10 protein-coding genes are annotated in these 12,998 nt (G+C 41.9%); 8 read left to right on the forward strand and 2 right to left on the reverse strand.

The annotated features are described in order from the left end of the window. Positions 1-3: 3 nt before the first annotated feature. Together AAEY55_RS03675 and AAEY55_RS03680 are read right to left on the reverse strand one after the other, a co-directional pair. Entirely contained in the window at positions 4-1,230 is a 1,227-nt protein-coding gene (locus tag AAEY55_RS03675) for a SufS family cysteine desulfurase (protein WP_350550098.1), read from the reverse strand. Between the two features lie 125 nt (positions 1,231-1,355). Further along, a complete protein-coding gene (locus AAEY55_RS03680; protein ID WP_011328331.1) occupies positions 1,356-2,642 on the reverse strand; it encodes a citrate synthase in 1,287 nt (428 codons plus the stop codon). A gap of 406 nt (positions 2,643-3,048) precedes the next feature. Here AAEY55_RS03680 and sdhC point away from each other — a divergent pair, with 406 nt between their 5' ends. The 8 genes from sdhC to sucD all read left to right on the forward strand — a co-directional run bounded on the left by sdhC (position 3,049) and on the right by sucD (position 12,931). Continuing rightward, positions 3,049-3,426, forward strand: coding sequence for a succinate dehydrogenase, cytochrome b556 subunit (gene sdhC / locus AAEY55_RS03685; RefSeq protein ID WP_011328329.1), 378 nt, complete (start codon positions 3,049-3,051; stop codon positions 3,424-3,426). After that, the gene (sdhD, locus tag AAEY55_RS03690; protein ID WP_011328328.1) at positions 3,417-3,764 is read left to right on the forward strand and encodes a succinate dehydrogenase, hydrophobic membrane anchor protein; all 348 of its coding nucleotides are present in this window, start codon (positions 3,417-3,419) and stop codon (positions 3,762-3,764) included. Before sdhC ends, sdhD begins: the two co-directional genes overlap by 10 nt. Next, the gene (gene sdhA, locus AAEY55_RS03695; RefSeq protein ID WP_011328327.1) at positions 3,765-5,537 is read left to right on the forward strand and encodes a succinate dehydrogenase flavoprotein subunit; all 1,773 of its coding nucleotides are present in this window, start codon (positions 3,765-3,767) and stop codon (positions 5,535-5,537) included. It abuts the gene before it with no gap. Between the two features lie 10 nt (positions 5,538-5,547). Further along, complete coding sequence (locus AAEY55_RS03700; protein ID WP_011328326.1) at positions 5,548-6,264, forward strand: succinate dehydrogenase iron-sulfur subunit; 717 nt, start codon at positions 5,548-5,550, stop codon at positions 6,262-6,264. Between the two features lie 88 nt (positions 6,265-6,352). Next, on the forward strand, positions 6,353-9,172 hold the full coding sequence (gene sucA / locus AAEY55_RS03705) for a 2-oxoglutarate dehydrogenase E1 component (protein ID WP_011328325.1): 2,820 nt from the start codon (positions 6,353-6,355) through the stop codon (positions 9,170-9,172). 3 nt (positions 9,173-9,175) lie between these two features. Next, entirely contained in the window at positions 9,176-10,714 is a 1,539-nt protein-coding gene (odhB, locus tag AAEY55_RS03710) for a 2-oxoglutarate dehydrogenase complex dihydrolipoyllysine-residue succinyltransferase (protein WP_011328324.1), read from the forward strand. 178 nt (positions 10,715-10,892) lie between these two features. Further along, a complete protein-coding gene (gene sucC, locus AAEY55_RS03715; RefSeq protein ID WP_011328323.1) occupies positions 10,893-12,059 on the forward strand; it encodes an ADP-forming succinate--CoA ligase subunit beta in 1,167 nt (388 codons plus the stop codon). Then, a complete protein-coding gene (gene sucD, locus AAEY55_RS03720) occupies positions 12,059-12,931 on the forward strand; it encodes a succinate--CoA ligase subunit alpha (RefSeq protein ID WP_011328322.1) in 873 nt (290 codons plus the stop codon). The genes sucC and sucD overlap by 1 nt, the downstream gene beginning before the upstream one ends. Positions 12,932-12,998 lie beyond the last annotated feature (67 nt).

A 12,998-nucleotide genomic window follows, 5' to 3' on the forward strand; every position in this document is an offset into this window, starting at 1 on the left:
ACATTAGTCTAATAGAGCAATGCATTTTTGTAGTGCATCAATAAAATTATCTACATCTGTATGGTTATTATAGAAAGCTAAGCTTGCTCTAAGGGTGCCATTGACCCCTAAATGCGCCATTAAAGGCTGAGTGCAATGATGGCCACTGCGCAGTGCAACCCCATATCCGTCAAGTAAAGTTGCCAAATCGTATGGATGCTCATCTTTATAGTTAAAACATAAAGTGCCAATATTATGCTTAAGGTCACTAAATAGGGTGATGCCATCAATTTGCTGTAGTCTATTGGCTGCATAATTAAATAGCGTTTGTTCATATTCAATTAAAGCAGGATGATTTAATGCATTTATATACTCAAGTGCTGCACCAAAGCCTAATACGCCGGCAATATTTGGCGTCCCCGATTCAAACTTTGCCGGTGCATCGCGATAAGTGCTGTGCGTTAAGGTTACGGTTTGGATCATTTCTCCCCCGGTTTGGTATGGGGTGAGGGCATTTAATTGCTCGTAGCGGCCATATAAGCCACCTAAACCGGTTGGCCCCAGCATTTTATGGGCAGAAAAAACGTAAAAATCACAATTAAGTGTGCTTAAATTAGCTTTTAAATGCATTGCCCCTTGTGCGCCATCAACCAGTACTAATGCGCCTACCGCTTTCGCACTGGCAATCAACGGCGCTAAATTAGTGATATTACCAAGCGCATTAGAGGCTTGGCTAATGGCCAATAACTTAGGTTTATGCTGCTTTATAAATTCACAGCATGCAGGTATATCAAAGGTGGCATCGTCGTTAAGCGGTAAAATAGCAAGCTTAGCACCAGTTTGCTGAGACAAAACCTGCCAAGGTACAATATTAGCATGATGCTCAATAGGCGTAATAATGATGGTATCGCTGGCTTTTATTTGATTTTTTAAGCCATTAGCAACTAAGTTTATAGCTTCAGTTGCCCCTTTAGTCCATACAATTTCATTACTATTAACACCAAAAAATTCTGCAGCTTTATCTCGTACTTGCTCATAACGATAAGTAGCCTGCTCACTGAGGGTATGGCGTCCACGATGTACGTTCGCGTTTTGCGCTGCATAAAACTGTGCCGTGGTATCAATAACGCATTGTGGCTTTTGTGTGGTTGCCCCAGAGTCTAAATAAGTTAAAGTTTGGCTATTAATCGTTTGATTTAGGATAGGGAAATCATTACGTATTTTAGTGATATCAAACGTGGAAACAGACATAAGCTCATTTAATTAGTCAATTTAGGGCGAGAATTGTAATCTGTTTAAGATAATTCTCAAGTGCTGAGTAACAAAAAAGGCCGCAATAGCGACCTTTTAAAATACTTAAGCAATATTACAGCGAATTAACGCTTGTCAGTTGCTTTGTAGTCACGTTGTGTGTAACCCGTGTAAAGCTGACGTGGGCGGCTGATCTTATGACCAGGTTGAGATAGCATCTCATCCCAGTGAGTGATCCAACCAACAGTACGTGCCATTGCAAAAATTACAGTGAACATGCTTGTTGGAATACCGATCGCTTTTAAGATAATACCTGAGTAAAAATCTACGTTAGGGTAGAGTTTCTTCTCAACAAAGTACGGGTCTTCAAGCGCAATTTGCTCAAGCTTCATTGCAATATCAAGCAATGGATCTTGAATATTTAGCTCAGCAAGTACTTCGTGACACGTTTGACGCATTACCGTTGCACGTGGATCAAAGTTTTTGTAAACACGGTGACCAAAGCCCATAAGACGGAACGGGTCTGACTTATCTTTTGCTTTAGCTACGTATTCGTCAATGCGATCAACAGAACCAATTTCTTCTAACATGTTTAAACATGCTTCGTTAGCGCCGCCGTGTGCAGGGCCCCAAAGAGATGCGATACCAGCAGCAATACAAGCATATGGGTTAGCACCAGATGAACCTGCAAGACGTACAGTAGACGTTGATGCGTTTTGTTCATGATCAGCATGAAGCATGAATATTTTATCCATAGCTTTAGCCGTTACAGGGTTAACTTTATACTCTTCAGCAGGTACAGAGAACATCATATGTAAGAAGTTTTCGGCGTAGCTTAAATCGTTACGTGGGTATACAAATGGTTGGCCAATGTTTGTTTTATAAGCCATAGCTGCAATAGTAGGTAACTTAGCTACTAATTTAATTGCACTTGTTTTGCGTTGGCTTGCGTCTGTAATATCAAGATCTTCATGATAAAAAGATGATAAAGCACCAACCACGCCACATAGCATTGCCATAGGATGTGCATCAAAACGGAAACCTTGGAAGAAAGTTGCAATTTTTTCATCTAGCATAGTACTGCGAGTGATTTGTTGTGCAAATTCTTCATACTGCTCTTTTGAAGGTAACTCACCGTTTAATAGTAAGTAACATAGCTCTACATAGTTAGAGTCTTCAGCAAGCTGCTCAATTGGGTAACCACGATGAAGTAGAACACCTTTGCCGCCATCAATATAAGTAATTGTAGATTCACAAGAGCCAGTCGACATAAAACCTGGATCGTAAGTAAAGTGACCATGTGAACCTAATGTACGTACGTCAATTACATCCTGGCCAGCAGTACCTTGATAAATTGGAAGTTCGATTGGATCTAGACCATCAATATGGACTGTGGCTTTCTTATCCGCCATCTATGTATCTCCTATTAAGATAACTATTCTGATTTTATACTCTAAAATCTGTTTTAAGCACATCTTCTCATTTTAACGTGAAAGAGGGGTATAAAGTCAATTTTTATAAGCATTATGCGTATACGTATAATAAATATTCGGTATGGTTTGAATATTATACCATTGGCTAATTTGCAAATGGCTCTAACTAAACAAGAATTGTAAAAAGGCCTGCGGCTATATATACTGTCGAAGGTTTTTAACCGTATTGTATTTAGGTAAACATATTTTTACATTATAATTTTTGCATTATAGTGAACTTTATTTGTAAAGAGACGTTTATTTTGATAGTTCCATCAGAAATATTTGGTGGGTTTTAGAAAAACAAGTAGATGAGCCCCACTGTGGGCAAGATGGGCAAGTAACTGTGAAAAAGCAAAGACCTGTAAATCTAGATCTAACAACTATATCTATGCCGGCAACGGCTAAAGCGTCAATTTTCCACCGCGTCACCGGTGTTGCATTATTTTTTGCTTTAACGTTTGTCATTTGGGCTTGGTCAGAGTCTCTTTCTTCTGCTGAAGGTTTTGAATTCGTCAAGGGTCTGTTTAACGGATTCATTGCCAAATTTATTGCTTGGGGCACCGTGTCTGTATTGGGTTATCACCTTATTGGTGGTATTCGCCATATGATTATGGATATGGGACATTGGGAAGAACTTGAATCAGGTAACCTCAGCGCTAAAATTGCAATGGCTCTTGGCGTTGTGTTTGCCGTATTGGCAGGGGTGTGGATATGGTTTTAAATCAAGCAACTCTTAAACGTGATGGTGTACAAGATTTCGTATCTTTACGTACCACGGCATTAATAATAAGCGCGTATGCGATTTTTATTATCGGCTATTTTTTAGCAACGCCAGAAGTCACTTTCGAAGCCTGGACAGGCCTCTTCTCTAACCTAGCAATGAAAGGGTTTACTTTAATTGCCCTGGTTTGCATTATGGTTCATACCCGCATTGGCCTTTGGCAAGTTCTAACAGACTATGTTAAGTGCGCTAAGCTTCGTGCTGTTTTAGGCTTTGTACTAAACCTAATGGCCTTTGCTTACGTAGCTATTGGTCTAATCGTATTATGGGGTGTATAAGTGAAATATTCTGTTCGTGAATTTGACGCCGTAGTAATCGGTGCCGGTGGTGCAGGTATGCGCGCTGCTTTAGCTATTACTGAGTCTGGCAAAACGTGTGCTTTAATCTCTAAAGTATTTCCAACTCGCTCACACACTGTATCAGCACAGGGTGGTATTACAGTAGCGCTTGGTAACTCGCACGAAGATAACTGGGAATGGCACATGTACGATACCGTTAAGGGCTCCGATTTTATCGGTGACCAAGACGCTATTGAATATATGTGTCAAACAGGCCCAGAAGCTATTACTGAATTAGAAAACATGGGTCTCCCATTTTCTCGCTTTGAAAATGGCCGTGTTTACCAACGTCCTTTCGGTGGTCAATCGAAAAACTTTGGTGGTGAACAAGCTGCACGTACTGCGGCAGCTGCCGATCGTACTGGTCACGCACTATTACACCTTCTTTATCAACAAAATGTTAAAAACAAAACAAATGTATTCTCAGAATGGTATGCACTTGATTTAGTTAAAAACGATAATGGTGATGTAGTAGGTTGTACTGCAATTGAAATTGAAACAGGTGAAATCACTTATTTCAAATCTAAAGCAGTAGTATTAGCAACAGGTGGTGCGGGTCGTATTTTTGCATCAACTACTAATGCGCACATCAACACCGGCGACGGCGTTGGTATGGCAACACGTGCTGGTATTTCTATGCAAGATATGGAAATGTGGCAGTTCCACCCAACGGGTATTGCTGGCGCGGGTACGCTAGTAACTGAAGGTTGTCGTGGCGAAGGTGGTTATCTTTTAAATAAAGATGGCGAGCGCTTCATGGAACGTTATGCACCAAACGCAAAAGACTTAGCGTCTCGCGATGTGGTTGCACGTTCAATGATGACTGAGATCCGTGAAGGTCGTGGTTGTGATGGTCCTTGGGGTCCTCACCTTAAGCTAAAACTAGATCACTTAGGTGCAGAAACACTAAATCTGCGTCTTCCTGGTGTATGTGACCTTGCTAAAACATTTGCTCACGTTGACCCTGCAAAAGAACCAATTCCAGTAATTCCTACATGTCATTACATGATGGGTGGCGTGCCAACCAACGTAAATGGTCAAGCGCTACAAATCGACGCAAACGGCAAAGAAACAATCGTTGAAGGTTTGTTTGCGGTAGGTGAGATTGCCTGTGTATCAGTACACGGTGCTAACCGCTTAGGTGGTAACTCATTACTTGATTTAGTGGTATTTGGTCGTGCGGCCGGTAACTTCTTAGGTAAATACCTAAATGATGTTGAAATTTCTAAAGCGGCATCAGAGTCTGATTTAGAAACATCACTTGCACGTTACAATCGTTGGGAAAATTCAACGGCTGGCCAAGGTGAAGATCCAGTTCAAATCAAAAAAGACTTACAGCAATGTATGCAACTTAACTTCTCGGTATTTCGTGAAGGTGACTCAATGGCTGCTGGTCTGCAAGAACTTAAAGAAATTCGTGAACGTCTGCAACATGCACGTCTTGATGATAAATCATCAGACTTCAACACGCAGCGTATTGAATGTCTTGAACTAGATAACTTAATGGAAACAGCTTACTCAACTGCAGTAGCTGCAAACTTCCGTACCGAAAGCCGTGGTGCACATTCTCGCTTTGACTTCCCAGATCGTGATGACGAAAACTGGTTATGTCACTCAGTATTTAATCCGTTAACGGATGAAATGAGCAAGCGTGACGTAAACTACGCGCCTAAGTCGCGTGAAGCTTTCCCACCTAAAGCACGTGTGTACTAGGAGATAGACGATGGCACAAGTACAATTTTCAGTTTATCGTTATAATCCCGATGTTGACAACGCACCTCGTATGCAAGAATACACCTTGCAAACAGAGGAAGGTCACGACATGATGGTTTTGGATGCACTTATTCTTTTAAAAGAACAAGATCCAACATTATCTTTCCGTCGTTCATGCCGTGAAGGTGTGTGTGGATCTGATGGTGTTAACATGAATGGTAAAAATGGTTTGGCATGTATCACTCCTTTATCTACGCTGCAAAAAGGTGGCAAAGGTAAAATAGTAGTGCGTCCATTACCAGGCTTACCTGTGGTTCGTGACCTTGTTATTGACATGAGTCAGTTCTACACTCAATACGAAAAAGTTAAACCGTATCTAATTAATGACACGCCAGCAGCTGGCGAGCGTCTTCAAACAATCGAAGAACGTGATAAGTTAGATGGGCTTTATGAGTGTATTTTATGTGCATGTTGTTCAACATCGTGTCCTTCGTTCTGGTGGAATCCAGACAAGTTCATTGGTCCAGCAGGCCTTCTTCATGCTTACCGTTTCTTGGCTGATAGCCGAGATACAGCAACAGAAGAGCGTTTAGCTGACTTAGACGATGCTTTCAGTGTGTTCCGTTGCCACAGTATAATGAACTGTGTTAGCGTTTGTCCTAAAGGTCTTAATCCGACCAAAGCAATTGGACAAATAAAATCTATGTTATTAAACCGAGCGGTTTAATTACTTAGTAAATGTAGGATGGCTAATACTAATTAGTCATCCTGTTATCATAACTATTAATTTCTGCGCTAAAGAAAAGGGCTTATAAATGCACGAAGGTGTGATGAAGGCATGGCTAGAATCTTCACATTTAAACGGCGGTAACGTTGCTTATATTGAAGAGCTTTATGAAGCGTATTTAGACGATGCGACTTCGGTGCCAGAAGAATGGCGAGAAGTGTTTGAACAATTACCTAAAGTTGATGGTGTGGATGTTGAAGTAAAACATTCAGAAGTTCGAGCACAGTTTGCGGCGCTTGCTAAAAACAAGCATAGAGAAGTAGTGGTAGCAGAGGGCAGTGGCGGTGACCTTAAACAGGTTAAAGTATTGCAACTTATTAATGCTTTCCGTTTTCGTGGACACCAAAATGCTAACTTAGATCCGTTAGGTATTTGGCAGCGAGAGCGCGTACGAGATTTAGAGCTAGATTACCACGACCTATCCAATGCTGACTTTGACCGCGAATTTAATGTAGGATCGTTTGCTGTAGGGCGCGATACTATGCCTCTAGGTGAGTTATACCAAGCACTAAAAACCACGTATTGTGGTTCTATTGGCGCCGAGTATATGCACATCACATCAACAGAAGAAAAACGTTGGTTACAACAGCGTTTAGAGTCTGTTCAGTCTAGGCCAAAATTCAATAAAGACGAAAAGCTACGTATCCTTAAAGGATTAACCGCAGCCGATGGTCTTGAAAAATATTTAGGGGCTAAGTTCCCAGGTGCTAAGCGCTTCTCACTTGAAGGTGGCGATGCGTTAGTACCTATGCTTAAAGAGCTGATTCACCGCGCTGGTGAAAGTGGCCAAAAAGAAGCTGTTATTGGTATGGCTCACCGCGGCCGTTTAAACGTACTTGTGAACGTACTTGGTAAAAATCCATCAGAGTTATTTGATGAGTTTGCCGGTAAACACAAAGACACGTTAAGCTCGGGTGATGTTAAATACCACATGGGTTACTCATCTGACTTTGCTACTAAAGGTGGCAATGTGCACATGGCACTTGCGTTTAACCCATCGCATCTTGAAATTGTAAATCCAGTGGTTATGGGCTCAGTACGTGCTCGTTTAGACCGCTTAGGTGACAGCTCAGGTATTAAAGCACTGCCAATTACTATTCATGGCGACTCAGCAATTGCTGGTCAAGGTGTTGTACAAGAAACATTTAACATGTCACAAACAAACGCCTTTAGCTGTGGCGGTAGTATTCGTATAGTAGTAAATAACCAAGTTGGTTTTACAACGTCTAAACAAGACGATGTACGTTCTACTCCATACTGTACTGACATTGCTAAAATGGTGCAGTCGCCAATATTTCATGTTAATTCTGACGATCCAGAAGCAGTGGCATTTGTTACTCAACTGGCACTTGATTTCAGAAACCAATTTAAGCGTGACGTTGTAATTGACCTTGTTTGTTACCGTCGCCATGGTCATAACGAAGCTGATGAGCCTAATGCTACTCAGCCTGTTATGTATCAAAAAATTAAAAAGCATCCAGTTCCACGTTTAATTTACGCTGATCAATTAATTGCCGAAGGCTCATTCACTGAAGATGAGGTTAAAGCACTTGTTGATGATTACCGTAATGGTTTAGACGAAGGTAATTGTGTGGTTGATGAAATACAGCCAGAAACATCACATTCATCAGATTGGGCAAAGTATGTTGGCCATGAATGGAGTGTTGATTACGATGCAAGTGTCTCGGTTGAAAAACTAAAAGAGCTTGGCAACATAGTGTCTAGCTACCCAGAGAGTCATAAAGCGCAATCGCGCGTGAAGAAAATTTACGACGATCGTAAGCTAATGGCATCTGGCGAAAAGCCGCTTGATTGGGGCATGGCAGAAACACTAGCTTATGCAACTATTGCAGCAGAAGGCACAGATATTCGTTTTACTGGACAAGATTCTGGTCGTGGTACTTTCTTCCATCGCCATGCGGTAGTACATAGTCAAGCCGATGGTGCGACTTACACTCCACTTGAGCATGTTGGTAAAGATCAAGGTACTTTCCAAGTATTCGATTCAGTTCTTTCTGAAGAAGCGGTTGTTGCTTTTGAATATGGTTACGCAACCGCAGAGCCAACGTCATTAATTATTTGGGAAGCACAGTTTGGTGACTTTGCAAACGGCGCACAAGTTGTATTTGATCAGTTTTTAAGCTCGGGTGAGCAAAAGTGGGGGCGTTTATGCGGCCTTACTATTTTATTACCACATGGTTACGAAGGCCAAGGTCCAGAGCACAGCTCTGCACGCTTAGAGCGCTTTTTACAACTTTGTGCTGATCACAATATGCAAGTATGTGTACCTTCAACGCCAGCGCAAGTATATGCAATGCTTCGTCGTCAATCAGTTAGACCATTGCGTCGTCCACTGATTGTTATGACGCCTAAGTCATTACTACGCCATCCGTTAGCAGTGTCTTCGCTAGAAGAACTCTCTGCAGGTGTTTTTCATAATGTGATTGACGAAATTGATGATATTAACCCTGAGAAAGTAGAGCGCGTTATTTTTTGTAGTGGTAAAGTTTACTATGAACTATTACAAGAGCGCCGCAAGCTTGAACAAGATAATATTGCTATCGTACGTGTAGAGCAGCTTTACCCGTTCCCACACGACGAAATGAAAACTATTATAGAGCGTTACCAGCACGTAACTGATTTTGTATGGTGTCAAGAAGAGCCGCAAAACCAAGGTGCATGGTATTGCTCGCAACATCACTTCAAAGATGCTATTCCACAAAACGCTAAACTAACGTATGCGGGTCGTAAGGCTTCAGCATCACCAGCATGTGGTTATATGTCAGTACATACTAAAGAACAACAAGCGCTCGTTGCCGACGCGCTTACTATCGAAAATAAAGGATAAGCAATGAGCACAGAAATTAAAGTTCCTGTTCTTCCTGAGTCGGTTGCAGATGCTACCGTTGCTACATGGCATGTAAGTGTTGGCGACAAAGTAACTCGCGACCAAAACTTAGTAGACATTGAAACAGATAAAGTGGTTTTAGAAGTTGTTGCGCAACATGACGGTGTGATTACTGAAATTACACAAGAAGAAGGCGCTACGGTACTTGGCGATCAAGTTATCGGTTTACTTGGCGATGCTGATGCAGCACCAGCAAGTGAAGATGCACCAAAAGAAGACTCTTCAACTGAAGAATCTGCAGCAACTAAATCAGAAGACGCGCCAGCGGCGCAATCAGCACCAGCATCAGAAGGTAAAGAAGTGGATATTAAAGTTCCTGTACTTCCAGAATCAGTTGCAGACGCAACAATTGCTACATGGCATGTACAAGCAGGCGACGCAGTAACTCGCGATCAAAACTTAGTAGATATTGAAACTGATAAAGTGGTACTTGAGGTTGTTGCTCAAGAAGACGGTATCATGGGTGAAATAATCCACGGCGAAGGCGACACTGTATTAGGCGAGCAAGTAATTGGTTCGGTTAAAGCGGGCGGCGCTCCAGCAGCACCAGCTAAAAAAGCAGACGCAGCTGCACCAGCAGCAAGTGAGTCAAACGACAGCTCTGATGTGTTAACACCTTCAGTACGTCGTTTAATTGCTGAAAAAGGCCTAGACGCTGCAAAAATTAAAGGCACGGGTAAAAACGGTCGTGTAACTAAAGAAGACGTAGATACTTTCTTAAAAGCACCTGCACCAGCGGCAAAAGCAGCACCAGCGGCGGCACCTGCAGCAGCAATGGGCGATCGTACACAAAAACGTGTTCCTATGACGCGTTTACGTAAAACAATTGCTAAGCGCTTACTTGAAGCGAAAAACTCAACTGCAATGTTAACAACATTCAACGAAGTGAACATGGAACCTATCATGAGCCTTCGTAAGCAGTATCAAGAAGTGTTTGAAAAGCGCCACGGTATTCGTTTAGGTTTCATGTCTTTCTACGTGAAAGCGGTTACTGAAGCACTTAAGCGCTTCCCAGATGTAAATGCATCAATTGATGGTGACGATATTGTTTATCACAACTACTTCGACATCAGCATCGCTGTATCTACACCTCGTGGTCTAGTAACGCCAGTACTTAAAGATTGTGACAAGTTATCAGTTGCAGAAATCGAAAAAGGTATTCGTGAGCTAGCACTAAAAGGTCGTGATGGTAAGCTAACACTTGATGATATGACGGGTGGTAACTTCACTATTACAAATGGCGGTGTATTTGGTTCTTTACTATCTACTCCTATCATTAATTTACCGCAGTCTTCAATTTTGGGTATGCATAAAATCCAAGATCGTCCAATGGCTGTAAACGGTAAAGTAGAAATACTTCCTATGATGTATTTAGCACTTTCTTATGACCACCGCATCATTGATGGCAAAGAATCTGTTGGCTTCTTAGTAACAATTAAAGAGTTACTTGAAGATCCAACACGCTTATTACTGGATGTTTAATTTAGTTGTATGAAATGTAAGCTGTGAATGAACATTCACAGCTTTTTTTTTTGCGCCTTTGGTCATACTGGGGTTTTCATGTTAAGCCTTGGGATCTATACTATGGTCGCAATTTGGGATAGTTGTTTATTTGAAAAAATATTCGGCTCTTTTAGTATAAAAATTTGGATAAAGCATCATGAATTTGCATGAGTATCAGGCAAAACAACTTTTTGCCGAATATGGTTTACCAGTTTCTACAGGTTACGCTTGCGATACACCTGAAGAAGCTGCAGCTGCTGCTGAAAAAATTGGCGGCGATATGTGGGTTGTTAAAACTCAGGTTCACGCAGGTGGACGTGGTAAAGCTGGCGGTGTAAAGCTAGTAAAAACTATCGACGAAGTTAAAGCGTTTGCAGCTAACTGGTTAGGTAAAAACCTAGTTACTTACCAAACAGACGAAAAAGGCCAGCCAGTTGCTAAAATTTTAGTAGAAAGCTGTACTGACATCGCCAACGAATTGTACCTAGGTGCAGTTGTTGACCGTGCATCTCGCAAAGTTGTTTTCATGGCGTCTACTGAAGGCGGCGTTGAAATTGAAACTGTTGCTGAGGAAACACCTGAGCTTATCCACAAAGCTGAGATCGACCCATTAGTAGGTCCTCAAGCTTATCAAGCACGTGAACTAGGTTTCAAATTGGGTCTTAACCCAGTACAAATGAAACAGTTTGTTAAGATCTTTATGGGTCTTGGTAAAATGTTCACTGATTTTGATTTCGCATTACTTGAAATCAACCCGCTTGTGATCACAGACGAAGGTAACCTTCACTGTCTTGACGGCAAAATCGGTATCGATGGTAATGCACTTTACCGTCAACCTAAAATCCGTGAATTCCACGATCCTTCACAAGAAGATTCACGTGAAGCACATGCAGCAAGCTTTGAGCTTAACTACGTAGCGCTAGATGGCAACGTTGGTTGTATGGTTAACGGTGCAGGCCTAGCAATGGGTACTATGGACATCGTAAATCTACACGGTGGCAAACCGGCTAACTTCCTAGATGTTGGCGGCGGCGCGACTAAAGAACGTGTTTCAGAAGCATTCAAAATCATTCTTTCTGATGATAATGTTAAAGCTGTTTTAGTTAACATCTTTGGCGGTATTGTACGTTGTGACATGATTGCTGAAGGCATCATTGGCGCAGTTAAAGAAGTAGGCGTAAACGTACCAGTAGTTGTACGTTTAGAAGGTACTAACGCTGAACTAGGCCGTGAAGTTCTTAAAAACTCTGGTCTAGACATCATCGCTGCTGAATCACTAACAGACGCTGCTGAAAAAGTAGTTGCTGCTGCGGAGGGCAAATAATGTCTGTATTAATCAATAAAGATACAAAAGTTATCTGTCAAGGTTTCACCGGTGGCCAAGGTACTTTCCACTCAGAGCAAGCGCTTGAGTACGGTACACAAATGGTTGGTGGCGTAAGCCCAGGTAAAGGCGGTCAAACGCACCTTGGTCTTCCTGTATTCAATACAGTACGTGAAGCAGTACAAGAAACTGGCGCAACTGCGTCTGTTATCTATGTACCAGCACCTTTTTGTAAAGATGCAATCTTAGAAGCAATCGATGCAGGCATCGAGCTGATTGTTTGTATCACTGAAGGTATTCCTACACTTGATATGGTTGATGTTAAAATCAAACTAGATCAAACAGGTACACGTATGATCGGTCCTAACTGCCCAGGTGTTATTACTCCTGGTGAAACTAAGATTGGTATCATGCCTGGTCATATCCACAAACCTGGTAAAGTAGGTATTGTTTCTCGCTCTGGTACATTAACGTACGAAGCAGTTAAGCAAACTACTGATGCTGGTTTTGGTCAGTCTACATGTGTTGGTATTGGTGGCGACCCAATTCCAGGTACTAACTTTATCGACGTTTTAGAAATGTTCGAAAAAGATCCACAAACTGAAGCGATCGTAATGATCGGTGAAATTGGTGGTACTGCAGAAGAAGAAGCTGCAGAGTACATCAAAGCACACGTTACTAAACCTGTAGTATCTTACATTGCTGGTGTTACTGCACCAGAAGGTAAGCGTATGGGTCACGCTGGCGCAATCATTGCCGGTGGTAAAGGTACTGCTGATGAGAAATTTGCTGCACTAGAAGCTGCGGGCGTAAAAACTGTACGTTCACTTGCTGATATCGGTAAAGCACTTAAAGAGAAAACAGGCTGGTAATCGCTTTTTTACTCTAAAAAGGCTCGCTAATGCGAGCCTTTTTGTTATCTGCACTTTTACTTTTACA

It is taken from the genome of Pseudoalteromonas sp. 120-MNA-CIBAN-0494, assembly GCF_040308885.1.
Lineage (GTDB): Bacteria > Pseudomonadota > Gammaproteobacteria > Enterobacterales > Alteromonadaceae > Pseudoalteromonas > Pseudoalteromonas nigrifaciens.